The organism is Methylobacterium fujisawaense (assembly GCF_039619325.1).
In the GTDB taxonomy this organism is placed as follows: Bacteria; Pseudomonadota; Alphaproteobacteria; order Rhizobiales; family Beijerinckiaceae; genus Methylobacterium; species Methylobacterium fujisawaense.
In genome coordinates, this window is sequence record NZ_CP155000.1 from 1966503 (window position 1) to 1991959 (window position 25457).

At 68.7% G+C, this 25457-nt stretch carries 20 protein-coding genes and 1 riboswitch; of the genes, 5 read left to right on the forward strand and 15 right to left on the reverse strand.

Annotated features, from left to right (window positions below):
• Positions 1–66: 66 nt before the first annotated feature.
• The 3 genes from ABC766_RS09360 (at position 67) to ABC766_RS09370 (ending at position 2733) form a co-directional block, all read left to right on the forward strand.
• Positions 67–867, forward strand: coding sequence for a MetQ/NlpA family ABC transporter substrate-binding protein (locus ABC766_RS09360; RefSeq protein ID WP_345821976.1), 801 nt, complete (start codon positions 67–69; stop codon positions 865–867).
• Positions 868–1536: 669 nt separating this feature from the next.
• Positions 1537–2199, forward strand: coding sequence for a ribonuclease HI (gene rnhA / locus ABC766_RS09365; RefSeq protein ID WP_342140970.1), 663 nt, complete (start codon positions 1537–1539; stop codon positions 2197–2199).
• Positions 2200–2358: 159 nt separating this feature from the next.
• Positions 2359–2733, forward strand: a complete 375-nt coding sequence (locus ABC766_RS09370; protein WP_425287538.1) for a hypothetical protein — start codon at positions 2359–2361, stop codon at positions 2731–2733.
• Here ABC766_RS09370 and ABC766_RS09375 read toward each other — a convergent pair.
• From ABC766_RS09375 to ABC766_RS09425, 11 genes are all read right to left on the reverse strand, one after another.
• Positions 2730–4400 carry a SulP family inorganic anion transporter gene (locus ABC766_RS09375; protein ID WP_345822709.1) on the reverse strand — a complete coding sequence of 557 codons (1671 nt, stop codon included), beginning with the start codon at positions 4398–4400 and terminating at the stop codon, positions 2730–2732. The two genes, ABC766_RS09370 and ABC766_RS09375, sit on opposite strands and share 4 nt — an antisense overlap.
• Positions 4401–4865: 465 nt before the next feature.
• On the reverse strand, positions 4866–6017 hold the full coding sequence (locus ABC766_RS09380; protein ID WP_342140952.1) for a DUF1624 domain-containing protein: 1152 nt from the start codon (positions 6015–6017) through the stop codon (positions 4866–4868).
• Positions 6018–6276: 259 nt separating this feature from the next.
• A complete protein-coding gene (locus ABC766_RS09385) occupies positions 6277–7764 on the reverse strand; it encodes a DUF3526 domain-containing protein (RefSeq protein WP_345821977.1) in 1488 nt (495 codons plus the stop codon).
• The gene (locus ABC766_RS09390) at positions 7761–9155 is read right to left on the reverse strand and encodes a DUF3526 domain-containing protein (protein WP_345821978.1); all 1395 of its coding nucleotides are present in this window, start codon (positions 9153–9155) and stop codon (positions 7761–7763) included. The genes ABC766_RS09385 and ABC766_RS09390 overlap by 4 nt, the downstream gene beginning before the upstream one ends.
• Complete coding sequence (locus tag ABC766_RS09395) at positions 9152–9877, reverse strand: ABC transporter ATP-binding protein (protein WP_342140955.1); 726 nt, start codon at positions 9875–9877, stop codon at positions 9152–9154. The genes ABC766_RS09390 and ABC766_RS09395 overlap by 4 nt, the downstream gene beginning before the upstream one ends.
• Entirely contained in the window at positions 9877–12009 is a 2133-nt protein-coding gene (locus ABC766_RS09400) for a TonB-dependent siderophore receptor (protein WP_342140956.1), read from the reverse strand. Before ABC766_RS09400 ends, ABC766_RS09395 begins: the two co-directional genes overlap by 1 nt.
• Positions 12010–12200: 191 nt before the next feature.
• Positions 12201–12407, reverse strand: a riboswitch (cobalamin riboswitch).
• Between the two features lie 567 nt (positions 12408–12974).
• Positions 12975–13175, reverse strand: a complete 201-nt coding sequence (locus ABC766_RS09405; RefSeq protein WP_345821980.1) for a hypothetical protein — start codon at positions 13173–13175, stop codon at positions 12975–12977.
• 330 nt (positions 13176–13505) lie between these two features.
• Positions 13506–14555: a patatin-like phospholipase family protein gene (locus ABC766_RS09410; protein ID WP_345821981.1), complete on the reverse strand. Its 1050-nt coding sequence runs from the start codon at positions 14553–14555 to the stop codon at positions 13506–13508.
• 94 nt (positions 14556–14649) lie between these two features.
• Positions 14650–16764 (reverse strand): alkyl/aryl-sulfatase, encoded by a 2115-nt coding sequence (locus tag ABC766_RS09415; RefSeq protein ID WP_345821982.1) that lies wholly within the window; start codon positions 16762–16764, stop codon positions 14650–14652.
• Between the two features lie 89 nt (positions 16765–16853).
• Complete coding sequence (locus tag ABC766_RS09420) at positions 16854–17096, reverse strand: hypothetical protein (RefSeq protein WP_043350334.1); 243 nt, start codon at positions 17094–17096, stop codon at positions 16854–16856.
• Between the two features lie 82 nt (positions 17097–17178).
• Positions 17179–17790, reverse strand: a complete 612-nt coding sequence (locus ABC766_RS09425) for an HdeD family acid-resistance protein (protein WP_043350331.1) — start codon at positions 17788–17790, stop codon at positions 17179–17181.
• A gap of 367 nt (positions 17791–18157) precedes the next feature.
• Between ABC766_RS09425 and aqpZ the strand changes: the two genes are divergently transcribed.
• Positions 18158–18892 (forward strand): aquaporin Z, encoded by a 735-nt coding sequence (aqpZ, locus tag ABC766_RS09430; RefSeq protein WP_345821984.1) that lies wholly within the window; start codon positions 18158–18160, stop codon positions 18890–18892.
• A gap of 372 nt (positions 18893–19264) precedes the next feature.
• Here aqpZ and ABC766_RS09435 read toward each other — a convergent pair whose 3' ends face one another.
• Together ABC766_RS09435 and ABC766_RS09440 are read right to left on the reverse strand one after the other, a co-directional pair.
• Positions 19265–19915: a BON domain-containing protein gene (locus ABC766_RS09435; RefSeq protein WP_274925996.1), complete on the reverse strand. Its 651-nt coding sequence runs from the start codon at positions 19913–19915 to the stop codon at positions 19265–19267.
• Positions 19916–19955: 40 nt separating this feature from the next.
• Positions 19956–20189 (reverse strand): hypothetical protein, encoded by a 234-nt coding sequence (locus tag ABC766_RS09440; protein WP_345821988.1) that lies wholly within the window; start codon positions 20187–20189, stop codon positions 19956–19958.
• A 159-nt stretch (positions 20190–20348) separates the two neighbouring features.
• Here ABC766_RS09440 and ABC766_RS09445 point away from each other — a divergent pair, with 159 nt between their 5' ends.
• Positions 20349–20561 carry a hypothetical protein gene (locus tag ABC766_RS09445; protein WP_345821989.1) on the forward strand — a complete coding sequence of 71 codons (213 nt, stop codon included), beginning with the start codon at positions 20349–20351 and terminating at the stop codon, positions 20559–20561.
• A 54-nt stretch (positions 20562–20615) separates the two neighbouring features.
• Here the strand turns inward: ABC766_RS09445 and ABC766_RS09450 are convergent, their stop codons facing one another.
• Both ABC766_RS09450 and ABC766_RS09455 read right to left on the reverse strand, forming a co-directional pair.
• Entirely contained in the window at positions 20616–22454 is a 1839-nt protein-coding gene (locus ABC766_RS09450) for an AMP-dependent synthetase/ligase (RefSeq protein ID WP_345821990.1), read from the reverse strand.
• A 2-nt stretch (positions 22455–22456) separates the two neighbouring features.
• Positions 22457–25345 (reverse strand): AMP-binding protein, encoded by a 2889-nt coding sequence (locus ABC766_RS09455; RefSeq protein ID WP_345821991.1) that lies wholly within the window; start codon positions 25343–25345, stop codon positions 22457–22459.
• Between the last annotated feature and the right edge of the window lie 112 nt (positions 25346–25457).

A 25457-nucleotide genomic window follows, 5' to 3' on the forward strand; every position in this document is an offset into this window, starting at 1 on the left:
ACGTAGCACCGAGCGATAAGAATATAAGCATTATCGTTCAAGAATTTTCTTCGAGAACCGTGCGCCGTGCCCCAATACTCCCGTCGTCTTTTCCTGTCTGGCGCGCTGGCCCTGAGCATGGCGCCGGCGCGCGCCGCGACGGCTCCCCTGCGTGTCGTGGCCTCGTCCGTACCGCATGCGGAGATCCTCGAATTCGTCGCCGACAAGCTCGCCCCCGACCTGCCGCTCAAGACCATCGAGATCTCGGGCGATCTCCGCCCGAACGCCCTGCTGCGTGACGGTGACGCCGACGCCAATTTCTTCCAGCACGTGCCCTTCCTCCGCTCGGAGGAAGCCGCGATGGGCGTGCGCTTCGCCGTCGTCGCGGCGGTGCATATCGAGCCGCTGGGATTGTACAGCCGCCGGGCCAAGTCGCTCGCGGACGTGCCGGCCGGCGGGACCGTCGCCCTGTCGAACAGCGTGTCCAACACCAGCCGAGGCTTGTCGCTGCTTCAGGCCAACGGCCTGATCCGTCTGCGGGCGAAGGACGCGGGCGTGAACGCGACCTTGGACGACGTCCTCGAGAATCCGAAGAACTTCCGTTTCGTCGAGATCGCGCCGCCGCAATTGCCGCGCTCCCTCGATGACGTGGCGATCGCGGTGATCAACGGCAATTACGCGCTGGAAGCGGGGCTGGAGCCCGCACGGGACGCGCTGGCCCTCGAACGCGCCGAGGGCAATCCGTATGCGAACGTCCTCGTCACGACCGAGGGTTTGGCGAAGGATCCGCGCATCCAGCGTCTCGCAACGCTTCTGACCTCGGCCGAAGTCGCGGCGTTCATCCGCAGCCGCTACCGCGGCTCCGTGATCCCCGTCCGGGATTCATGACCGACCACGGTTGCGGGACCACGGAGGTTCGGTGCGGGCGCAGTCCGGCCTCTGCCTCGGCGCCGGCGTCCTCGCCCAGAATGCGCCCAGGGAATTCCGGATCGGCTACCAGAAGTTCGGCCTCATCGCCGCCGCCCCGCATCATGGCCTGATTGGAAAGCGGCTCCTATCGCGACTTCGCATCGCAGGTCGCGGCGTCCGTCTATGATCCGTCGAGGGACCGGCGCGGTCGACCCGTGGACCGCGACGTCTTCGGTAAGCAGAGCCGTCCTGCATGCCGGTGACCACGACCCCACCGTCTCCGCGCCCACCGATCGACTCCGATGGGCGAAGGGCTCTCGGATTGACCGCATTCGATGCGGTCCGCGTCGTTCGCAAGGACGTGCTCGGGTCGCAGGCGGCTCCGCGCATTGCCCAACCGATCGGGTTTTGATCTAAGCGCTGCAGGGTGGCCGCTCCGTCAGGAGCAGCAGATTTGCGAGCCCCGCGATCGTGCTGACGGGCGCCACGCAGGCCCGGCCTGCGGCGTGGCCGGGGCGACAGGTGTGCTGCCCGGCTCGCAGCTCTCCAGCGGGACCGGCCGGGGGTGGGTATACCGTCCGTCAGCCGATTTCGGGCATGGATGGCGGCCTCCCATCGACCAGACCAAACGGAAGGGCTGACGCCACGATGCGAACGATCGTTTATGCCGACGGCGGTTGCGACCCTAACCCCGGGCCAGGTGGTTGGGGGGTCGTCGTTGCGGCCCCGGACGGCACGGTCGAGCTGTGCGGCGGAGAACCCGGCACCACGACCAACAACCGCATGGAGCTGACGGCCGCGATCAAGGGTCTCGAGCATTTCCCGGCGGGAGCCGCGATCGAGATGCGGTGCGACAGCCAGTACGTCGTCAAATCCGTGACCGAGTGGATGCGCGGGTGGAAGGCGAAAGGCTGGCGCACGACGACGGGTGACGTGAAGAACGTCGACCTCATGAAGCGCCTCGACGAACTGAACGCGGCGCGCGACGTGAAATGGACCTGGGTCCGGGGGCATGCCGGCGACCGCCTCAATGAGCGCGCCGACGCTCTCGTCCACCGAGGCCGCCGCGAAGCGAAGCTCGGCAAACTCGAATCGCGGACCCATGCTGCGCCCATACCTGCCGCGACCCCCGCATCGGCTTCGCCCAGCCAGGGTGCGGACCTGCGCGTCGATCTCGCGCTGGGTCTCCAGATCACGCGCGCCGCAAGGGCTGCGGGCGTCACGCCCGACGCTCTGGTCGACGATGCGATCCGCTTCTACCTCGAGATCGGGCCTCGCGAGGTCGCACGCCTGCGATCGAGCCGGGCCTAGTGGCCGAGGCCGATCCCATTCGCCTCGTGGATCTGTTCGCGGATGAGCGCGATCGCGCGGTCCGTGGTCTCGCCGACATGACGCCGGCTGCGACGGGCCTGCGCGACATTCATCCCGCGAAGCTGCCGAAGCCTTACCTCGACTCGCAGGGGCACGGGGATGGACGGCTACGGCGTGCTGGCGGCCGTCGAGACGGAGCGTCTGCTGTTCGCCGCCCGCGCGCTCAAGCGCGGTGACCCGGTCGTCCTCGGCAATCGGCCCGCCCGCAAGGTCGGCGGTCTTCGCGCGCCTATCGAGGCGGACGGCGGACGGTTGCTCCACCGACCGGCCGACTTTTTCGGCTTCAATCCGATCGGACTCGTCTTCGCCCCGCTCACGGCCAGACCACGCGCCGAGGCAACCCGCACGGTCAGCGCCCCCTCGGACACCATCAGACGCCCGTCCTCAGGCGCTTCTCCACGGCCGAGTGCCGCAACTTTCCCGCGGCCGCAGGCTCCGATTCTGACGATCCGGCCAGATCCGATGAAGCGCTAGTCCGGCGCCGAACGCGGATGAAGCTCCCTGTATCGCGCGATGGCTGCCCGCGTGTTGAACAGCAGGCGATCCGGACCGAGTTCCTGATCGAGGCCAGCGCGCCGCACCATGTCGAGGACGCTCGGATTGAGGTCCACGAGCCAGACCGTCACGTCGGTCCGCCGTACGCCCTCCTGCAGCATCTGCAGCGCCGAATACTCGATGTCTGGCACACGGCTGAGGTCGAGGGCGACGACGCGCGGCACACGGTCGGCGACCAGCGCCCGGATCCGATCGGCCACGTTCTGCGCGTTGGCGAAATAGAGGCGGCCTTCGGGACGCAGGATCAGAAGGCCCTCGAACGTCTCGTCGTCGGGGTGCTCCGGAGACAGGGGGCGCAGGACATCGGCCCCCCGCTTGCGGACAATGATCGAGACCCGCGGATGGGCGGTCTGGAGGGCAAGGCCGAGGAGCGAGAGCACGATCGCCACGACAATGCCCTGGAGTGTTCCAAAGACGAGCACACCGAGTGCCGCCACAATCGCCCAGCGGAATTCCATGTGCCGGACGTGGTAGATGGCCCGGAACTCCTCCGGCTGAATGAGGCTGGCTGAGTAGACGATGACGATTGCCGCGAGGGTCGCCTGCGGCAGGAGACTGAGGATCGGAGCCAGGAACAGCATCGTGGCGAGAGCCGCTCCGGCCGTCACGAGCGAGGCCACTTGTGTCCTGCCGCCAGCGGCTCGGACGACACCGGTCTGAGACGTTCCGCCGCCGGCCGGCATGCCCCCGAGCAAGGCTCCCCCCAGGTTCGCCAATCCCGTGGCGACCAGTTCGCGATTGGCATCCAGCGGCGGATCGCCGGGCCTCACGAACGCCCGCGCCGCGGCGATGCTCTCCGTGAAGCTCATCAGGGCGATGCCCATCGCGCCCGGCAGGAGTGCTTGAGCGAGCGCTGGGTCGGGCAAGCTGAAAGAGGGCAGGCCCTGCGGGATTGTCCCGACGGTCGACACGCCCGCGGCGCCGAGATCCAGCAGCCATGAGGCAATGAGGGCAGCCGCCACCGTGACCAGAGGGGCTGGCGCGTGCGGCTTGAGCCGTTCCATCCCGACAAGCACGGTCAGCGTGGTCCCTGCGACGGCCAGGGTCGGCAGGGAGGTTGCGGGCAGGTGCTGAACGAGGCTCACCACGTCCGCAAGGAAGGACTGTTTCGCGACGTGCAGCCCGAGGAGCTTGGGAGCTTGATCCAGCAGGATGACGGCTCCGATGCCGGCCTTGAAGCCCGTGAGCACCGGCAGCGAGATGAAGCTGGCGACGAAGCCCAGCTTCAGCAGTCTGGCCGCGAGGAGCAGAATTCCGACAAGGGCCGTCAGCGTCGCCGTCGCGGTGACGAGCTTTGCCGGATCGCCGTCAGGGACCACGCTGCCGAGTTCTGCCGCGGTCAAGATGGCCAGTGTCGTCGTCGAGCTGACGCTGAGCACGCGGGACGAGCCCAGAAGACCGTAGATGAGCGCGGGAACGAAAGCCGTATAGAGGCCGACCGCCACCGGCAGTCCAGCCACGGCGGCGAAGGCCATCGCCTTGGGCAGGACGACAGCCGCAGCCGTAAGGCCTGCCACCACGTCGAGCCGAATCTCCCGTGGCGCGTCTTTCCGGACTGGATTTGGCGTCGAACCGAGGCCCTTCATGTGCGCTCCTCCGCGTTCGGCGTGGGCACGAGGATCGATTCTACCAGTGCTTGGACGATTCCCGCACAAGACGCCGCGCAGCTTCGGCCGGATTCTTATTTTGAGAAAATTCCTCAATTGAGTAACGGATCGCGTTCGATCCGCGAAGTCTGGCGTGGTTAAGGCTGACCTTGCCCCGCTGGCAGCCGGGGCAGCATCCGCCACGGCCCGCGTCGATGGTTCACCTCGGTCTCGACCAGGCCGATCCCCATCTCGGCGAGGCGCTCGGTGTCGCGGTTGCCCACGTCTTGCGACCCTCGGTCGGACTGGCAGACGCGGGCCCCGCCGGATCGCGACCCGCGGTGCAGACCCTGCGCCGTCGGACGATGCCGGCCAGGCCCCTCCCCCGCATCTGTTGGGTTATCCGTCACCAATGGGACATCCGTTGTCCCGCTCTCTGCTCTAACTGGGACGATCTTCGTGCTCTCAGAGATAGCTCAAAGCCGGCCATCTCCCGGATCGTTTCAGCCGTACCATCGAACGGCAGGCCATCCAGAGGGGAATGCTGACAGCGGCGGCGATGAGCCAGAGCGCCGCCGGTGAGCCAGCCTCGACCCGTCCCGAAGCCCCAACCACACCGACCGTCGCGGCTCCGTCATACAGGAGACGCAGGAGCGCAAGGTGGAGCAGGTAGAAGAGCAGCGGCGCGCCGCCGAAGACGCACAGCCAGCCGACGAGCCGCGCCGGAACCACCTCGAACAGCGTCAGCAGGCAGAGGCCCAGCCCGAGTGTCAGCAGCAGAAAATCGGCGGACGGCGGGTACTTGGTCAGATTGACGAAGGACAGCGCGCTGGCGAGGGGCGTGCGGCCGGGCTGCCACGCCACCGGTTCGCCGTAACCGTTGAGCGCGCGCAGGACGAGGAAGGCGACGAGGGCGGCCGCCCCGAGCCCGACGAGCCAGGCGCGACGGCGCGTTTCGTTGACCGCTCCCGTGAAAAGCGGCCCGAGCGCGTAGCCTGCCGCGATCACGCCGATCCAGGGCAGGAGCGGGTACGAAGTCCGGGCCACGCCGCCCCAGGGCAATGCGATCATCCCGCGCTGGTGCAGGATGGACCAGAGCACGTAGCCCGGCTCGTCCGCTTGGAGCACGAGCCCGTCGAGCAGGTTATGACCGAGCATGAGCGCCAAGGCTCCGGTCACGAGGAGAACCCGCGGCAGCCAGAGCAACGCGGCCAGCGCCACCATGCACAGGCCGATCACCCAGATCACCTGCAGATAAAGGATCGGCGGCCAGAAGCTGCCGGCCCAGGCGACATTGACGAGCGTCACTTCCAGCAGGATCAGGAGCAGCCCGCGCTTGAGCAGGTAGGCGGCGGTCGCTCGCGGACCGTGCTTCTGCCCATAGAGGCTGGCCGAAAGGCCGGTGAGCAGGATGAAGAGCGGCGCGCAGAGGTGCGAGGCCGCCCGCGTCAGGAACAGGTCCGGCGGCGTCGCGGCGAGGTCCATGGGGTCTCGGACCTGCGCATGAAGGTAGAAGAACTCCCGCACGTGGTCGACGAGCATCAGGAGCATCACCAGCCCGCGCAAGGCGTCGATTGAGAGGATGCGCGGCGGGCGCTTCACGTCCGTGGTCGTCACGACTGGTCCTCAAGACGGCAAAGCAGGTTTGGGCGCTCAGCCGGGGTCCAGACGGTGCCCCCGCGGAGCATGCAGAAGCCGCGACGGCTCAATCCGCCGGCAAATCCCACCGGGGTGTACGGCCGCTCGCGCACGAGAGCCGGCAGTCGCCGCTTCGACGCGTGCCTGGACCGTTGCGCGCGGAGCGACGCGGCTCGACGTTCTGCATCGCCGGGCCGCGTCTCAAAATCCGGGCGGGCAGCCGACGTCGCGACAGCGCTCATACGGACCATATCGCGAAGCGGCGGAGGGCCAGCCCGGCCAGAGCCAATGCCACGCCCCACAGGGTGAGCGCACTGAGCGCGGCCTGCCATCGCGCTGCGTCTGCCGCGATCACAGTCGGAAAGCGCGGCACGGCATCGTAGGCGTCGAAATCGAGGCGCGCTGGGCAGCCTGCGCAGACGGCCGCCGGCCGCAGCTCCTGCGCCAGGATGCGCGGTTCGAAGAAGGCGCGCAGGCTCCGGCGGTACTCGGAGGCTGCAGCGAGAAAGGCGGCGTGGCGGGCGGCGTCGGTTCCCGCCGCCGTGTCGAGCGCGAGGGCGAGCGTCGTCGCCGGAGACAGAAGAGCCAGGCGTGCGCTCCAGGCCGCGGCGCCCTCGGCGCGGGCCTGCATCCCTGCGCGGTAGGGGGCGAGCGTCGTCTCGTAGAACGCATCCCGGGCCAGCCGCTTGATTTGCGGCGTCTCGCGCAAGTCGGGTCGGTCCGTGGTGCCGGGCAACCGCGCCGTCAGCCATGCGGCCGTGACTTTCGCCGCCTCGTCGCCCCGGTAGAAGGCATCCTGAACTTGGCGGCTGGCGTCGATGGCGGCGATCCGCGAGGGGGGCGGCGCCAGTTTGTCCACCGCGAGACCGAGGAGGGCCGGCAGGACAACGGTCACGCAGGCCCAGGTCAGCACGAGGATCGTCAGCGACGCCACAGCCCCGCGCCACAGGCTGGCGGCGAGGGCACAGGCGGCGACCCAGAGCACGACATAGGCGCAGAGCGCGGCGGCCAAGAGGGCGACGGTCATGGCCCAGCCGGGAGGGAGGTCCCGCCATCCCGCCAGCGCCAGGGCCAACGCCGTCCCCCCGATCACGGCGGCGACGAGGATGAGCGCTGCCGCGCCGAACTTCGCGCCCGCGACGATCCGGGGGTGAACGGGCTGGGCCGCGATGAGGCGGAGGATCCCGGCATCCTGCTCGGCGGCGAGGCGCGTTCCCGCGATGGCGATCACCGCCAGGGGAACGAGGTAGATAAGGACGAAGGCGAGGTCGAAGGGCCCGAGCCTCAGCGCGGCGGAGGATCCCAGTTCGTAGGCCGTGTCCTCGAAGACGGTGCTGAAGCCGAAGCTCGTCTTCATGACGGCGGGCTGGATCTCGCTCTGCCCCGCAGAGAGCACGGCCAGGGGCGTCGGCGGCTTCACGGCGTAGGCGACGAGGAAGTAGTGCATGTAGCCGAAGGCGTGGGTAGGATCCTGCCAGTAATTGACCGTCATCGCACGCGGCACGGCGTAGCGGGCGGCGGCCTCCTTAGCGTCCCGGAGGGAGCGCGCGGCATCGTCCGAGGCTTGCGCGATCGCGGCCCGTTCGCCCGCCACACGCTGGGCACCGGTATGGCCCCCGAGGCAGAGGGCCGCCAGGAGCGCGGCGAGAATCGCCCAGGTCAGCCGCTCGCGCAGGATTAGGCGCAGTTCGGTCCTCAGCAGTGGGAGAAAGCGCGATTGGCTCACGGGGCCAGCCTGCGGATCAGGGGGATGCTCCCGGCGCCGAGCAGCGCCAGCCACAGACCGAGCAGGAGGGCCGGGACCCGGATCTCGGCGAGGGACCGCGACAGCGGCAGGGGCGCGAAGGCAAAGGGCGGAATTGCGCGCCACAATTCCGGCCCCGCCAGCATGGCGCGTCCGTCGCGCTGTGGGTTGTCGCGGATCTCGGCATTCATGCGCTCCGAGATCGCCCGCCGGTAAGCCTCGGCAGACCAGACGAAATGGGCATGCTGGGCGAAATCGGTCCCTGCAAGGCCTTCTGACACACGCTGGAGGGCGACGCGCGGCGAGAGCAGGCCCGCCCAGCCGAACGCGGCATCCCGCGCAGCCAGGGCCGCGAAGAAGGCCCCGAGTTCCCGGTCGTAGACCGCGAAGGCATGGTGGTCGTTCTCCACCATCATGAGGCCACGCAGATCCACAGGGAGTTCCTGCGGATCGCTCACGCCGTAGCGGGCGAGCGTCGCCTGCGCTCGCGCATCGCTGGCTTCGGCGGATTTATGGGGACGCAGGTCCCCGTCGATCCGCAGCCGGGTCTCGCGATAAGACGGGGCGGGCGAGACCATCTCCATGCCTGCAGTCGCGAGCCGTGGCGCGACGAGGCACAGCGCGATCCAGACCGCGAGGGAGATCGTCAAGGCTCCCCGCGCCGTGCGGGCCAGCAACGAGGCGAGCATCGCGATGAGCAGGAAGACGGCACCGTATAGGGCCTGCACCGCGACCCAGACGAGGAGGCGCGGCCAAGCCTGCCAGCCCGCGGTGCCGAGGCTCGCGATGGCCACGCCGCCGAGCGTGAGGAGGGGCAGGCAGACCAGGACCGCAAGGACGAGGTTCAGGGCGGCGAAGCGGGCGGCAAAGAGTGGGATGGGCGGCGCGCCGTTGCCGAGGGCGAGGCGCAGGGTACCGCGCTCGCGATCCGCCGCGAAGGCGGCAAAGCCGAGGAGAAGCGCCACCAGGGGAACGACGAGGCCGACGACATCGGAGACATCGGAGGGGCCCGCCCGGTCGAAGGGGCCGGCATCCTGCACGGCGCGGTAGACCGCATCGTTGAACAGGTGCGCCTCGATCCGCACCATCCGGCCCGTATAGGGCTCGGTGCCGGGATCGAGGATGGCGAGGGGCGACGACGGGCGAAACACCCACAGGCCGTAATGATCGGCGGAATGCGGGTTCTTGGCATCCTGCCCGAGCCAGCGGGCCCGTTCTGCGGCCGTAACCTGCGCGACCTCGGCACCGTAATCGCGGGCGGATTGCCAGGCGCCGAGGCCCGTGACCATCAGGAGCAGGACGATCATGCCGCTGATCCAGCGGACGCGCGCGTCCCGCCACAGCAGCGCCAACTCCGCGCGGACGCGCCTCACGTGACCGCCCCCGACAGGCGCGCGATGTAGAGGCGTTCCAGATCGGTGTGCGCGTATCGCCTCGGATCGATCTCCTCGGCGACGCGCCCGCCCGCCAGCACGCCGACCCGGTCGGCCATCTCGCGCACGCGGTAGAGGTCGTGGGTCGCCATCAGCACCGCCGTGCCGCGCTCCGCCGCCGCCCGCACCGTCCCGGAGAAGGCCGCCGCCGCCGATGGGTCGAGGCCGGATGTCGGCTCGTCGAGCAGCAGCAGCCGGGTCTTTCGCGCGAGCGCGATGGCGATGCCGACCTTCTGGCGCATGCCCTTCGAATAGCCGGAGGCGGGCCGCGACCAGGCCTCGGGCGCCAGGCCGGCCGCCGCGAGATGCGTCTCGGCCTCCGCCCGATCGATCGCGAGACCGGCGAGGGTCGCGAAGTAACGGAGATTCTCCAATCCCGATTGCCCCGGATACAGGGCCACCTGTTCCGGGATGTAGGCGGTGCGCGCCCGGGCAGCGATGGGATCCGTCCCTGCATCGATCCCGCAGACCCGGACCTCCCCCGCATCGGCCTTCAGGAAGCCGAGGATGAGGTTGATCGTGGTGGTCTTTCCGGCACCGTTGGGACCGAGCAGGGCATAGACCTCACCCGCGCGCAGGGTGAGGTCGAGACCGCTGAGGGCGGTCCTGCCTCCGAACTGCTTGACGACGCGGCCGAGCGCCAACACCGTCTCAACCGCCATCAGAACCGCACCGTCACGGAGCCCGTGATGCGACGGGGCGAGCCCGGATAGACGCGGAATACGTTCAGTGAACTCTCGTAGTAATCGGTGTCGAATATATTCTCGATGTTGAGCGCCACGCGGGCGTTCCCGAATTTGTAATAGGCCAGCGCATCGACCGCGATGAAGCCCGGCAGGGTGAAGCCGGACCCCGCCGCGTCGCCCGCACGCTCGCCCACGCCGCGCACGCCGCCGCCGATCCCGAAGCCGCGCCACGCGCCCGCTGGCTCGTAGACCGCGAGCAGGCTGCCGGAGTGGCGGGGCACGTTGACCAGGGGGGCGCCGACCGGAAGGACGTTGTCCTTGGTGACCCGGGCATCGGCATAAACGTAGCCGGCCAGGAGCTTCAGTTCCGGCGTGATCTGTCCCTGGGCCGTCAGCTCGAAGCCCTGGCTGCGCACGGCGCCGGCCGCGAGGGAGAAGCCGGTATTCGCCGGGTCGGGCGTGAGCACGTTCTCCCGCTCCACGCGGAAGGCGGCGGCGGTGAGGAGCAAATTGCCGCCGAACAATTCGGACTTGGCGCCGACCTCGTAGCCGAGGCCGGTCTCGGGCGGCAGCGCCGTGCCGCGCGTGACGGCGGCGGCGTCGGTGCCGATATTCGGCCGGAAGCTCGTGCCGACATTGGTGTAGAAGGCGAGTTCCGGGATCGGCCGGTAGACCAGGCCCGCCCGGGGCGAGGCCGCGACCCGCGACTGGTCCACTTGGCTGCGCACCACGCGCTCGCGGAAGCTCTGTTCGAAGATGTCGAGCCGAAGGCCGATCAGCGCCCGCCATTCCGGGCTCAGGACGATCTCGTCCTGCGCATAGAGGCCGGTATTGGTGATGCGCTCGATATTGTTGCGTGGGATGGTGATCGGCGGCAGCGCCTGTCCATAGACCGGCGAATAGATGTCGAGGGCGAAGGGGCTCGTGCGGAAGTTCGAGCGCAGATAAACCGTTCGGCTGTCGGTGCTCTCCCGGTCCATGCCGAGGAGGAGCGTGTGGCCGATGCCGCCCGTGTCGAACCGCCCGATCAGGTCGGCCTGACCGACCGCCACGTCCCAGCGATAGTCGCGCACGTTGCGGTCGCGAAAGACAGTGCGGTTGTTGGCGGCGATGCCGCGGATCTCCGCCGATTCCCCTTCCAGATCGCCGGTGTTGAAGTAAGCGGCGAGCCGCATCTGCCAGTTCTCATCGAAGCGATGATCGACGCGGACCTGCAGCGAATTGTTGTTCTGGTAGGTGCTCTGACCGGGCTCGCCGAGGAACCGCGAAAGCGGCAGGAAGCCGAGTTGGCGGTTGAGCGCGATCACGCCCCGGTCGAAGACGATGCGGTTCTTCACGAACTCGGTCTCGACCGTAACGCGTGTGTCCGGCGTGACCTGCCAACTCACCACTGGAGCCACGAGCAGCCGGTCGCTGTCCACGAAGTCGCGGAAGCTGCCGGCCCCCTGTGCGGAGAGATTGAAGCGATAGAGGACTGTCCCGTCCGCGTTCAGGGCACCGCCGGCATCGATGGTACCGCGGGTCAGACCGAACGAATCGACCTGATTGCCGAACTCGACGAACCGTTCGGCGGTGGGTTGCTTGGTGATGAGGTTGACGAGCCCGCCGGGATCGCTGCGTCCGAACAGGGCCGCACCCGGTCCCTTGAGCACCTCGATGCGTTCGATATTCTGCGCGTCGGGCGGAGGCGGGGTCCCACGATTGAGGGGGAAACCGTTCTTGTAGATCTCCGAGGTCGTCACACCACGGATGGCGTAACTGAAGATCGAAAGCCCCCCGAAATTGTTCTGCTGGGCGACGCCGGGCAGATAGTTGAACGCACGGTCCACGCGGGTGGCGGCGAGGTCGGTGATCGTCTCCCGCGGCGCCACGGAGACGGCCACCGGCACGTCGATCTGCGGAGTGGCGGTGCGCGTGGCGCTGACGGCCGTGCCCGCTCCGTATCCCGGCGTCGGGCCGATCAGGCCGATGGTGCCGCGCCCGGAGGCCGTCGTGCGGCCGGCACCCTCCCCGACCTGCTCGACCGAGAGTTCCTCCAACGTCACGCTTTCCTGCGCCCGCACGTCCTCGATCGGGAGCCCGGCCGAGAGGACAGCGGCGAGCGCCAACCGCCGACCGCGATGCGGAGTCCGCGGACGACGCGCTGATGGCGCTGAAAACCGCGCAGGCTCGCCGTGAGACGGACGTTCGGAGGTCGCCACCACACACTCGCTGTTGCCGGGTGGAAGCCACGGGGATACGGGCAGCGTCGCCCACGAGACGGCGACACCGCGCGCTCCGCCGGGGCACCCCGCCCGAGGGACGTCATCGTGCCGAAGGCAGGTCTCCTGGCTCACGGGTCAAAGCGCCCGCCGGACCTTCCCAGTGCAAGCACCAGTGGTCATCGGTGGCAGGCGCTCGCCGCTCACAGTTGCGGGGGCAGCTTCGGATTCGCTCCGAAAAGCGCACCGAATTCCCGTCTTAGCTCCGGGCCGGGACCCGAAGAACCTTGGCCGGACGATATTCGCCACCGGCGCGCATCCGGTCAACGGGCCTGACAAACTTTGTAACAGTGTTACGTTACGTGTGGCGCTATGGCCACAGCCCGATCCTTGTTGGAACGCATGGCTCTCAAGTTGCCGTGATGGGCCGGTTTGGGCTCGGACGACGTGGGTCCGAACGAGATCGGCGGGCCGATGGCGGCTGGATATGCGCCATCCTGAACCGAACGGACGAGCGGTCATCGACGCCCTGTTTCATGCGCCGCTGGGCGCCGAGCGTCTCAGCTGATTGGAGATCCGATGGTCCGCTCTTGGCATCGTGTTGCTGATTGCCGAACGCGCGGCCCGAGCTCATGACCCGGCATACGGTCCTTCGGTGACCCGCTCCATTTCAGGGCCGGCCTTGCCGTCCAGCCTTGGATCGCGGCATGCGTCATCGCCGTAGTCGCGGTGGCCCCGTGCCAAAACTTCTCGTTCGGCGCGAACCCGATACCCTGACCGGCTGGCTTTGCACCGGGCACATGCTCTCGATCGGTTCGGTTCAAAGCCAGCCGGTCAAGTCACAGCGAGAATCTGCGCTCTCTCGATCGCCGCTACATCTTCCGCTCGCGATGGATACGCTTCTTCTTCGGAAGTGCCTTGTGACGGCCGATGGTGACCCTGGCTTCCGACACCGTCGGTCCGGCCAGCGCATTGCCCGGTGCGGGGCCAGCGGCCGTCGCGTCCGCGAACGTGGCGAAGGTCAACAGGGGTAAGGCGGCCAGCGCCGCGCGAAGAGCCCGGATCGTGTGCATAAGCGTTCACTCCTCTGTCTGTGGGCGCCGGGCCGTTTCCGGGGCCGGCCGGATGCGACGAGCGGTCTTCGGTGTGAAGGTGCTCCCCCGGATCGAGCCGGTCCGACTGCGAAGTGCCGCGCCGATCATGCGCGTGAACCGGTTTGAAGAGGCTTGGGCAGAGGCGCGCCCAACCTGAGGAAATATTGTCGAAATGCCACACGGTAGACTGATAAATGTAGTATGTGCTGCATCTATTAACGAATAAATAGAAGTCAAAACCCAAAATTTACGCCTTGATCTTGATCAAGTCCAGCAAGCTCTGCCACGCGATGCGGCGTTCCGACTGCGTCAAACGCCTTCAAGCAGTCGGTCGAGGTGGAAGGACGGACGCCGACCCAGATCCGGCCCATGATCGGTCAGGAACGTCGCGGCGCTCCGGCGTCCCTCGTCCCGAAGCATCGTCAGGAATGCCCATTCCGCATTGAGCTTCGAGGACGAGCCCAGCTCGGCGACAACGTCGCTGGCGATGCGGTGCATGCGCATGGCCGCCCATCGGGCGCACTCGGAATTGTCCGTGGGCGCGACCTGCCGCAGCAAGGCCATCATCCGCAGTTCCTTGAGCAGGACCGCGTTGAAGGAGATCTCGTTGAGCCGGTTGAGGATCTCCCGGGCCGAGGTCGGCGCTTGTCTGCGCTCGACCGGATTGACCTGCACGATGATCGTATCGCGCGACTCGCATTCGCGGACCAGGGGGGTGATCGTCGGGTTTCCGGAATAGCCTCCATCCCAGTAGGAGGCACCGTCGATCCGCACCGCCTGGAACAGGGTCGGCAGGCATGCCGAGGCGAGAAGCACGTCGGCCGTGACCTCGGCGTTGCGGAACACCCGGCCCCGGCCCGTATGAACATCCGTCGCGGTGACGAAGAGCTTGATCCGGCTCCGTGCGATGCGCTCGAAATCCAGCCGCGAGTCCAGGATCTGTCTGAGCGGATTGAAGTCGTGCGGATTGAGGTCATACGGGGAGAAGAGCCGCGCCATCAGGTCCGCGGCCAGATACAGCGGCGCGGAATCGAGCGTCCAGCGGCCCAGTATCACGTCGAGCGGGCTGCGCTGCAGCGGGCTGAACCGGGCCGCGCGCGAGACGGCGTTCCAGAAGGCCTGGAGTGCCGCGCGCGCACCGGAGGCGCCGTCCCGCTCGTAGCCGTCGATGAGGACGGCCGCGTTCATGGCACCGGCCGACGTCCCGGAAATGCCGTCGATGCTCAGCCAGGGCTCCTCGAGCAGGCGATCGAGGACCCCCCATGTGAAGGCGCCGTGCGCGCCGCCGCCCTGCAGGGCCAGATCGATCAGGACCGGATCCCGCCCACGCTTTCCCGGTGTGATGGCCTCATCCGACATGGGACCGATACCCTCATCCCGTGAGCACCTCTTCCGTCGCCCTGCGGCCATCCCGGACCGCGACCGGCTGCGGAGCAAGAGTGGCGGTCGCCGGCTACTCGGCGACCGCCTCGCCGGAATCGGCCCGATACGGGTCTGACTGCATGCGATTGGCGGCGCCGCGCACCTTGGTGCCGGGCAGGATCTCGAACCGCGGGTCGAACGTCACCATCGTGGCGGCCAGCCGGCTCAGGATGCCGGCGTCGCCCTCGACCTGCGCGGTCCCGTCGGCAATCTGCGCCTCCAGGGTCTTGGCGCCAATCATCGTCTGCTCGAGATCCGACCGGTTGATGGTCAGGGTGAGATCGGGCTTCTCGGCCTGGAACCCCGCGATGTTGGTCAGCGTTGCGTTTTCCAATTCGACGATGAACCGCTCGCCGTTGTCCGGCGTGATCAGGTTGATGGTGAAGCGCAACCCCTCCGCCTTGCGACTGTCCATGCGGATGCCAAGAAAGTTCAGGAAGAGCTCGGTCGGCATCGCCCGCACCACGTCGGGGCTGCTCGAACTGGCCGTCGCGCCTTCCGGGATGCCGGAGCGCAGCTCGTAGGCGCCGGCCAGGAAGCAGTTGCGCAGGCCGGGATTCTCCTGCTGGTAGCCGATCTGCTCGAAGATGTCGGCGAGGAGGTCCTTGGCGACCTGGTTCTGCGGCTCGGCCTGGACGAGCTTGTTCACGATCTCCTGGGCCAGCAGATACTCGCCCGCGTCGTGAAGCCGCTTTCCCCGGGCGAGGATCGCCTCCGCACCGCCCATCATGTCGACGTAGAGGGGGGCACTCTCGGACGGGGCGAGCGGGATCAGCGTCGCCGGATTGCAATCCCAGAATCCGAGATAGCGCTGGATCACGCCCCGGCTGTTGTGCTCCGGCGACCCGTGATAGCCGCGACAATGCCACGTCTGCTGCAGGCTCTGCGGCAGCGCGTAGACCTTGTGGATTTCGTTGATCGTCACGCCCTGGTTGGCGAGGTGGAGCACCTGATTGTTCATGTGGGCGTAGAGGTCGCGCTGCGCCCGCAGAACCGCCTGGATCCGCGCATTGCCCCAGCGGGGCCAGTGGTGGGAGGCGAACATCACCTCGGCCTCCCGGCCGAACCGGTACAGCGCCGCGTTGATGTATTTCGACCAGTTGAGCGGATCGCGCACCGGCGCGCCCCGCAGGGTGTAGATGTTGTGCATTGATGCGATGACGTTCTCCGCCATCCAGAGCGCCTTCCGGTCCGGGATGTAGGTGTTCATCTCCCGCGGCGCTTCCGTATTCGGGGTATTCTGGAAGACCATCGGGATGCCGTCGACCTCGAAGGTCTCGATCGGCTTCTCCACGTAGCGCGTCGGGGCGATCAGACCCGTGGTACCGGCCGAGACGCGCTGTCCCAGGCCCTGCCCGACATAGCCGTGCGGCGCCGCCGGCAGGAGCAGCCCGTACTGGTAGAACAGCCGCCGGTTCATGGCGTTGCCGGCGTAGACGTTCTCCGCCACCGTATGGACAAGGAAATCGGCCGGCGCGATCACCGGCACGGCGCCGGACCGCACGTCCTCCTCCTTGAGGATCCCGCGCACGCCGCCCCAATGATCGCCATGCGTATGCGAGTAGATCACGGCCGAGATCGGCCGCCCCTCGCCCACATGCGTCTGGAACAGCGCCCAGGCGGCGCGTGCGGTCTCCTGGCTGACGAGGGGGTCGAACACGATCCAACCCGTCCGCCCCCGCACGATGGTGAGGTCCGAGAGATCGAACCCCCGGACCTGATAGATGCCGGGGACGACCTCGTAGAGCCCGTAATTGTTGTTGAGACGCGAGATGCGTAGCAGAGACGGATGGATACTGTCAAATTCGTCCTGCCGCTCCAGGAACTGGAACTGCTGCATGTCCCAGGCCACGTGACCATCGTCGGCCCGGATGATCCCGTCGGCCATGGGGGCGATCAGCCCGCGTCGCTGCTCCTCGAAATCCGTGTCGTCCGCGAACGGCAGGCGCGTCCGGGCCTGCCGGAGCACGGCGCGGGTGAACGACGACGGCGGTTTGCCTTTCGGGTGGAAGTGCTCCGAACCGGCGGATGCAGCCGGGGATTCCCCGTCGCCCGCGGCACGCGCTTCCGCCAGGAGGCATCCGGCTGCGGAGAAGGCGGCTCCGACAGCGGGAAGAGTCTTGATGAAGGCGCGGCGCGTCGACATCGGTCTGCTCCATCCCGGACGCGGTGGCTTGCCGTGGGACGACCGGGTCGCCGGGCGGCGGCGGCCGGATCCGGTCATCGGCGCACCGGTCAGCGCCAAGCGCAGACCCGGCGTCCGCGTCGCCACCAGCAGACCCTGCGGCGGCGCCGCCGCGGGACGACGACGACGGCCTGTGCTTTCTCGACAGGGCCGCCGCTCGGATCGTCGAGGGGCTCGATTCTCAGGGGCGCGGCGTAGACGGCACCCGGCACCATGAGCAGGCCCGCAGCCGCCAGGGCGGCGGACGAGAAACTGCCCAGCACGGCACGACGATGCATCGGTTCCATTGCCATCCTCCGGCTCGTGGTCTGATGTCCCTGGCTCTGCCACCCGATCCCGTCCTCGCCGACGGAGATCGGCGCTCACCCCAGCGGCTCAACGGGTCGCCGACCCGCTTCCGGGCGACGCGAGCGCCGGCGCGACCGGCGGCGGGCCGAAGAGGCCGATCCACGCCCATGACAGTCCCGCGGCGATCAGGTCGCAGGACACGAAGAGGCCGATCGCCCACAGGCCCGAATAGGGCCATTGCGCGATGATGGCGGCGCCCAGGAGCATCGAGAGCAGGGCGAACAGGATCACCGTGGCGCGCGACAGCTGCGTCGTGTGGACGATGGCCCAGAGCGCGCGCGCCACGCCGGAGGCGATCAGGGTGAGCCCGAGGACGAGCGTGAGGGCGAGCGACGCTTCGAGGGGACGGAAGACGGCCCAAAGACCGCCGACGAGGTAGAGCAGGCCCGCGAAGAACCGAACGACGCGGGATCGCCACGCTTCGACCTCCGACGGCTTGGCGAGCGCCTCGGCGATCTCGGCGATCCCGGCCGCGATCAGGAGGACGCCGTACCAGAGCGTGCTGACGATCGTGAGGCTGACCACCATGAAGAGGCCCACGATTCCGAGGATCAGCAGCAGGCTGCCGACCGCGAGGAGCCATCCGCGGGCACGCCCCGCTCCGGTCTGCAGCGTTCCAAAGGTGACCGTTCCGCCCATACGACACCTCCCGTCGGACCCGTGGATGAGGAGGCTGTCCCCATTCCGTCCGATCACCTCCGATTGAATCGCCCGTTCGATCGGAACGGCGTTGATTCAAATCAAAGGCGCGGGTCCCCGTTCTCGACGGCCCGGGCGTCGATCGACGGCTCGGCATGCCCTGCGCAGCACGGGAGAAACTGGCGGATCGACCGAGGCGCCGCGTCGAAGAGACCGGTGCCGGCGACCAGACCCGCGATGCGAAATTGATCTAGCTCAAATCGGGGCCCCTCCCTTCGCGGCAGGATGCGGTCCGGCCCTGGATAATCCGATCCGCTCGGTCGGGCGGGCCACGGAAATGTCGCCTCGCCTGACCGCAGGAGGTTCCATGGATATCCGCAAGTGCGCGGCCGAGGCCATTGGCACGTTCTGGCTCACCTTCGCGGGCTGCGGGAGCGCCGTCATCGCGGCCGCGTTTCCGCAGGTCGGAATCGGCCTCCTCGGCGTCGCGCTCGCCTTCGGCCTGACTGTCGTCACCATGGCCTATGCCATCGGGCACATCTCGGGCTGCCACCTCAATCCGGCGGTGACCTGCGGACTCGCGGCCGGAGGCCGGTTTCCGGCCCACGACATCCCCGCCTACGTCATCGCCCAGGTCGTCGGCGGCCTCGTCGCCGCGGCTGTGCTCTACGCCATCGCCAGCGGCGCGCCGGACTTCTCCGTCGAGAAGGGCTTCGCCGCCAACGGCTATGGCGCGCATTCCCCGGGTCAATACGCGCTGACCGCCTGCCTCCTGACCGAGGTCGTGCTCACCATGATGTTCGTCTTCGTCATCATGGGCGCGACGCACGGCAAGGCTCCGGTCGGCTTTGCGCCGCTGGCCATCGGGCTGTGCCTGACCCTCGTCCACCTCGTCGGCATCCCGGTCACGAACCTCTCGGTGAACCCGGCGCGCAGCACCGGACCGGCGGTCTTCGTCGGCGGATGGGCCCTGACCCAGCTCTGGCTGTTCTGGGTCGCCCCGATCTTCGGTGGGGTTCTCGGCGGGATTCTGTATCGCTGGCTGAGTGAGGAGCCCTCCGTCCAAGTGACCGGCATCTCTCCCCCGGCCCCGGCGGAGTGAGAGCACGAACCGCTCGCCGGGAATCAATCGATAACTTTGCTGAAGAACTATATTTGCTGTCTCTTTTCGCGACGGCGATCTTTGCGCGCGGCGCGCCATCGCGATGCGCCGAACGTGACTTGGCCGGACGACCCGGGATGTTCCTCCCTGCGCCGGCCTTCGCCAGTCGAATCGAAGGCCGGCGCGATCCTTGATCGGACACCGGGCACCGCGCCTCAGCGGCTCGCGATCTGTCACGCGACGGGACAGGCACCCCCCCCCCGAACACTTCATGTCTTTCCGTCCGCCAGACGGATCGGTGCCGCGCACGCTCAACTCCGGGATCGAGGATCGATCTCGAATCCGCGCCGCGGTGCATCCCATCTTGTCCGCTCAGGCCATGGCTACGATGCGGTCCTCGACGGCGCGCACGCCCGGCACCGACCATGCGGCGCGCTCGGCCGCATCGCGCTCGGCCCAGGCCGTCACGGCACCTTCCAGAATGACCCGGTCGCCCGAGACGGTGACCTTGATCGCGTCGGCCTCGAACAGCGCGCTCCGCCGAAACGCCTCCAGGATCTTGTCCTTGACCGCCCCAGGTGGAACGCGCGGTTCGATCGCGATCCGGTTGGTGACGCCAAGCACCCCTGAGAGCTGCCGCACGACGGCCTCGGCGGATCTCGACTGGTAGCGCCAGGGCACGGCGCCCGTCAGGGTGATCCAGCCGCCGCTCACAGTGACCTGGATGGCGTCCTTCGGGAGATGCACCGACCAGTCGATAATCGCGAGCGCCCGGGCGGCGATCTGGTCGTCGGCCACCTTCTTCGCGTCGGCGTAGCGGACCGCGATCTCCTGCGCGATGGCGCGCACGCCCCGGACGCGGCGCACGGCGCGCTCCGCCTCCACCTTCTCGGCGTAGCTGCCGACATGGCCGGTGAGCGTCACCACCCCTTCGGAGACGGCGACGCCGATATCCCCGGCGTCCAGGCTCGGGTCGAAGTCGAGTTCGTCGAGCACCGCCCGGCGCAGGTCCTTGTCGGTCATGGCGTTCCTCCTGAGGCGGCGCGCGCCGCGCGGCTCCCGGTCAGGCGGCGCCGGCCGCCTGATCCATCAGAAGGCCCTCGCGTCGCGCTCGCTCGAGCACGAGCCGTGCGGCCACCCGGGCTCGGCCGGCGCGCAGCCTGCTGTCCGGATGGCCCTCGCGGAGCGCCTGGCAGGCACGGGCCCGGAACCAGTTGGCATTCGCGATCGCCGTGGCCCGGCGTTCGGGCTGATCAATTCCGCGGGCCTTTTTCAACGTTGCCATCGTCTTCAGCATTCCGGTTCGCGCGACACCGAGAGCCTGTCCATCGTGGCGCTGGCGGCGCTCTTCGTCTGTCGAAGCGGTGAAGCAGTCGACCGCGGCACACATTGATCAAGATCAACGCTGCCGCACCCGTCTCCGGCATCAAACTCTCACGCCAGGAGGAGGATCGCGATGTCGCCATCGGATATTCGACTCGCTGTCGAAGCCCACAGAGAGGCACTCGACGCATTGACCGGATTCTTGTCCGAGTTTCCCATGATTCCGCGATATCTTGTCGAGAATCATATCGCCTACGAAGTTGCCCACCGCATCCGATCGGGCGTCAGATCGCGCGATCGTCTGGTGCAATACGGGATCGAGGCGGTTCTGACGGACAAGTACTGAGCGGCGGACCGGAGCCGCATCAGGGGTGGACCGTGTCGGCGAACCCAGACTTGTTCAGGCGCGCGGCGGTTCAGGCTCGCCGCGCAGGGCCGCCACCGTTCCGGCGAACCGGTCAAGGAGGACGGCGCGGCGCAGCTTCAGCGTGGGGGTCAGAAGGCCGTCCTCGACAGTCCAGGGCGTCCGCAGCAGACGCACTGCCCGGACCAGGGCAGCGCGGGGTCCGTCATGCAGCGCCGCGGCGATCCGATCCAAAGCGGCCCGTCGGGCGCGCGCGTCATCGAGGGCGTCCTCCGCCGCGGGATCGAGACCCAGATCCTGCGCAAGCTGCGTCCACATCGCCGCATCGACCACCGCCAGGACCGACAGCCGCGCCTCGCCCTCGCCCAGGACCATGGCCTGACGGAACAGGGGATCGCGCAAGATCGCGGCCTCCACGGCCTCGGGCGAGATCTTCTCGCCGGTCGACAGGACCATCATCTGCTTCAGCCGGCCGGTGATGCACAGATCGCCGTCCCGCAGCGTGCCGAGATCGCCCGTATACAGCCATCCGTCACGCAGGACCTCGCCCGTGAGGTTCGGACGGCGCCAGTACCCGAGCATCACGCCTGGCGAGCGCACGAGGATTTCCCCCGATGCCGCGAGGCGGATCTCGATTCCGGGGAGTGCGGGGCCGACCCGGCCGGGGCGCGTGGCGCCGAGCCGGAATCCCGTGACCGCCGAGGCCGCCTCGGTCAGGCCGTATCCCTCGACCAGGGGCAGGCCGAGGCTGAGGCAGAACCGGGCAGTATCCTCCGGAAGCACGGCGCCTCCAGAGACCGCGAGCCGCAAACGACCGCCGAACGCGCGGCGGATGGGGCGCCCCACGATGCTGCGCAGCAGCAGGCCGATGGCGGTCCGGGCAAGGCCGAGCCGCCGTCCGTCCCGCCGGGCCGCGAAGAGCGCCCAGCCTCGGGCCAGGGCTGCGCGCAGCAGCCAGCGCGTCGGCGGCGTCCGCTCCGCCCGTTCCGTCACGCTGTGGCGCAGACGTTCCAGCACGCTCGGGACCACCAGCAGGATGGTCGGGCGTGCGAACAGGAGATCCTCCTGGAGATGCGCCACCGATCGTGCGAACACGACGGGCGCTCCGAGGATCAGCGGCAGATAGCACCCGACCACACGCTCGAAGATGTGGGCGAGGGGCAGATAGGACAGGAACACGTCCCGATCCGAGCCGGGGTTGCGGTCGAGAACAGCCTGCGCGACCGCCAGCAGATTGCGGTGCGAGAGCATCACGCCCTTCGGGCGACCGGTCGTCCCCGACGTGTAGACGATCGTCGCGAGGGCATCGGGGTCGCGCCCGGCAGGAGTCAGCACGGATCCACGCGCCCCTGCGAGCCAGAACCGCAGGCTCTGCAGGCGCGGATCGGAAGGTCGGGTTCCTCGCGGCTCCTCGAGCGCGATCACGCGCTGAACTCCGGTGCGCAGCTGGGCGCGATCCCCGAGGCTCTCCCATTGCGCCGCCGTGCGGACGACGACGATGCGGGCGCCGGAATCCGCCAGGATGTCGACGGCGTTGGCGGGGGCGTCATCGGGAAACAGCGGCACCACCACGAGGCCGAGCGAGAGCGCCGCATGATCGAAGGCCACCCACTCGATCCCGTTCGACAGCCAGAGCGCGACCCGTGCGCCCGGTTCGAGCGACTCGCTGGCCAGGGCGGCCGTCCGTTCGGCGACCCGCTCGGCCATCTCGGCCCATGTGATCGCAGAAAAACGTCCCTCGGCAGGATCGTGCGCCACGTAGGCCACCGCCGTCGGGCGGCGGGTTGCCTGGGCTCGCAGAAGGCTGGGGATCGTGCCCGTCAAGGCGTCCGCGGGCGGCTGTGCGCAGATCCGTGTCTGGGAGCGGCCCGACATGATCATTCCGGAGCCGGCTCGACGGGCGGCGGCACCGCTTCCCGGGAGAGGTCCGGCTCGTTGCAGCGGGCGAGAATTGCCGCGCGCGCCCGATTGCGCAGGCGGATCGCGGCGTGGAAATCCCCGCCGTCCGGGGCGATCGGCGCTCCGATATGGACGTGGATCACGCTCCGCCGGGGGAACCACTGATCGGCCCGCAGCGCCGACCGCGTGCCCGTGATCGCGACCGGCACGATCGGGGCACCCGCGCGGCAGGCATCCAGAAACGCACCGGGGTGGAAGCCGAGGAGGCCCGGGGTCCGGGAAAAGGTGCCCTCCGGGAACGCGACCACCTGCTCGCCATCGCGGATGCGCCCGACGATCGCCGCCGCGTCGGCGATGCCCGCCACGGTACCCCGGTGGACGAAGGCGGTTCCCAGCCGCCGCAGGAACGGCCCGGCGATGCGCTGACGGGCCAGCTCCTGCTTGGCGAGGAAGACCGGCGCCCCGGGCAGCACGGCCGCCAGCACGGCGCCGTCGAGATAGCTCGCATGGTTGGCGACGATGACGGCGCCGCGGCTGACGGGCTCGCCCGATACGGTCAACGGCGTCCGCGTGACCCGGAAGAAGACACGCAGGCCCGTCCGGAGGGCGCCGAAGCGCCAAGCGCGCTTCGGCAGGACGAGCACCAGCGGCCATAGGATGGCACCGATGACGACGAGGACGCCCCACCAGGACGCCGCGTAGGCTGCCTCCGACCAGAGCCGCCCGATACGGCGCAGCCGCGCCGCGGCCCCCGCGACGGCGAGCCGGACCAGCTGCGTCCGCAGGGCGGCTTCCGGGCGGCCGAGTTCGCCTGCTGCGTAGAGCGACCGCGTCGCCGCGCGACGGATCTTCCCGCTCGATGTCTTCGGCAGTGTGCGGGGCGGACACAGGACGATCACGTCGGGCGGCTGCTCGATCACGCCCGTCGCTTCCCGGGCCAGGGTGCGGCGCAGCTCCGCCAGGGCCGCGGCATCGGTCAGGCGCGTCTCGGCGGCGAGGATCAGCCGCTCCGTCCCGGTTCTCGGGTCGGGGCTCGCGAAGGCCGCGACACAGCCCTTTCGGACGCCGTCGACCGCACCCGCCACCTCTTCCAGCTCGTGCGGATGGATCTTCCGACCGGCCCGGATGATGATGTCCTTGGTACGCCCCGTCACGAAGACGTCGCCGCTCGCCAAATAGGCGAGGTCGCCGCTCTCGAGCCAAGCTCCGTCGAACAGGGCGCGGGTGATCTCCGGTCGCCGGAAGTAACCGGTCGTCGCGGAGGGACCGTTGAACTGCAGCCGCCCCTCCCGGCGCTCCGGCACCTCGCGCCCGGCCTCGTCCACGATCCGGATCTGATGGCCGCGTAACGGATGCCCGCAGGCCGCGAAGGCGACGGCCCCCGGAGCGCCCGGCTCGGCCGGCAGGGCCTCGCCGCTCCGCGACAGCGTTGCGCGGTCGATCCAGTCGATGCGCGGGCCCCGGCCGAGGGGCGGAAAGGTGAGGCCGACCGCGCATTCGGCGAGCCCGTAGACGGGTGTGACGGCCGACGGCCGGAGGCCGAAGGCCGCGAAGCGCTGGGTGAACCGGGCCAGGGTGTCCGGGCTGACCGGTTCGGCCCCGTTGGTCAGGACGCGCAGCGAGCTGAGATCGAGCCCCGCGAGATCCTCGTCCCGCAGTGTCTTGAGACACAGCTCGTAGGCGAAGTTCGGGGCGGCCGAGATCGTGCCGCGCTGGCGATGGATTGTCCTGAGCCAGCGCCCCGGATCGGCCAGGAAGGCCAGGGGTGAAAGGATCGCCGCCGGCGCACCGTAATAGAGGCTGCCCAGCCAGCAGCCGATCAATCCCATATCGTGGTAGAGAGGGAGCCAGCTCACGACAACGTCAGCCGACGAGGCCGCCACCGCTTCGCCCATGGCGCGGACATTGGCGAGCAGGTTGGCGTGGGTCAGCATCACGCCCTTCGGATCGCCTGTGCTGCCGGAGGTGTATTGGATCAGCGCAAGGTCCGCCCCCGTGGCCGGGACGGCCGCCGCCAGAGCGTCTTCCGTCACGAGATCCGCGGTGGTCGTCAGGACCCGCAAACTCTCGACGCCGTCGCGCAGCAGCCAAGCGAAGGGTTTGATCGCCGCATCGGTGATCAGGATCTGCGGCGCAGCGTTCGCCAGGATACCGACTTGACGCTGCAGGTGATCCTGAATCTGGGCGCGCCGGAACGGCGGGTAGAGCGGGACCGGGACCCCACCCGCCAGGATCGTGCCGAGGAAGGCCGGGAAGAAGTCGGGCCCGGTGGGCAGCATGAGGGCGACCCGGTCGCCGAAGGCGAGATCGAGCTTCAGGAGGCCGGCCGCGACCTGACGCGAACGCCGGTCGAGCGCCGCGTAGGTCAGAACGGTCTCGGTCCCGTCCTCCTGTTGCAATCGAAGATGGGGGCGGTCCGGGTGATTGCGGACGTGGAAATCGAGCACGTCCGCCCACGTGGTGGCCCGGTGCGGCTCGGCCGCCGTCGGCAGCGCGGTTGGTGGCGGGGATGCCGCCGAGGGCTCGCGCGCGGCACCCGCAGCCTGGATCGCGGCCAGCAACGCGGCCGGCGTCGCTGCCTCGCCGATCAGCCGCTCCGGCAGCGACACCCGGAAGCTGCGCGACAGCCTCAGGATCAGCTCCGCGCGCCCCAGGCTGTCGAGGCCGAACTCCCGTTCGAGGTCGCTGTCGAGGTCGACCGCGATCGTCGCGCCCCGCTCCGGGTGCAGTTCGAGCAGGAGCGACCGGACCATGTCCAGGACAGCGGCTCCGGTGGGCTGCGCGACCGGATCGAACCGCTCGCTCGGCAGGCGCGCGACGTTCTCCACGAAGGACTCCGGGATGCCGGCGAAATGACCTGGCTCCAACCCGCATCCGCAACTCAGATAAGCCGTGTCCCGCCGCCGCGGCTTGATCTTCATCAAGACGGGAACGCCGCATCGGATGTGCCTATGCAGCGATCGACTGGGGAAAATGCTT

Coding starts and splice junctions, on each gene's coding strand:
- ABC766_RS09415 (WP_345821982.1), bottom strand. CDS start 16,764: ATGTCGACGCGCCGCGCCTTCATCAAGACTCTTCCCGCTGTCGGAGCC.
- ABC766_RS09440 (WP_345821988.1), bottom strand. CDS start 20,189: ATGCTGAAGACGATGGCAACGTTGAAAAAGGCCCGCGGAATTGATCAG.
- rnhA (WP_342140970.1), top strand. CDS start 1,537: ATGCGAACGATCGTTTATGCCGACGGCGGTTGCGACCCTAACCCCGGG.
- ABC766_RS09425 (WP_043350331.1), bottom strand. CDS start 17,790: ATGGGCGGAACGGTCACCTTTGGAACGCTGCAGACCGGAGCGGGGCGT.
- ABC766_RS09450 (WP_345821990.1), bottom strand. CDS start 22,454: ATGTCGGGCCGCTCCCAGACACGGATCTGCGCACAGCCGCCCGCGGAC.
- ABC766_RS09370 (WP_425287538.1), top strand. CDS start 2,359: ATGGACGGCTACGGCGTGCTGGCGGCCGTCGAGACGGAGCGTCTGCTG.
- ABC766_RS09375 (WP_345822709.1), bottom strand. CDS start 4,400: ATGAAGGGCCTCGGTTCGACGCCAAATCCAGTCCGGAAAGACGCGCCA.
- ABC766_RS09435 (WP_274925996.1), bottom strand. CDS start 19,915: ATGACCGACAAGGACCTGCGCCGGGCGGTGCTCGACGAACTCGACTTC.
- ABC766_RS09420 (WP_043350334.1), bottom strand. CDS start 17,096: ATGGCAATGGAACCGATGCATCGTCGTGCCGTGCTGGGCAGTTTCTCG.
- ABC766_RS09445 (WP_345821989.1), top strand. CDS start 20,349: ATGTCGCCATCGGATATTCGACTCGCTGTCGAAGCCCACAGAGAGGCA.
- ABC766_RS09410 (WP_345821981.1), bottom strand. CDS start 14,555: ATGTCGGATGAGGCCATCACACCGGGAAAGCGTGGGCGGGATCCGGTC.
- ABC766_RS09395 (WP_342140955.1), bottom strand. CDS start 9,877: ATGGCGGTTGAGACGGTGTTGGCGCTCGGCCGCGTCGTCAAGCAGTTC.
- aqpZ (WP_345821984.1), top strand. CDS start 18,158: ATGGATATCCGCAAGTGCGCGGCCGAGGCCATTGGCACGTTCTGGCTC.
- ABC766_RS09405 (WP_345821980.1), bottom strand. CDS start 13,175: ATGCACACGATCCGGGCTCTTCGCGCGGCGCTGGCCGCCTTACCCCTG.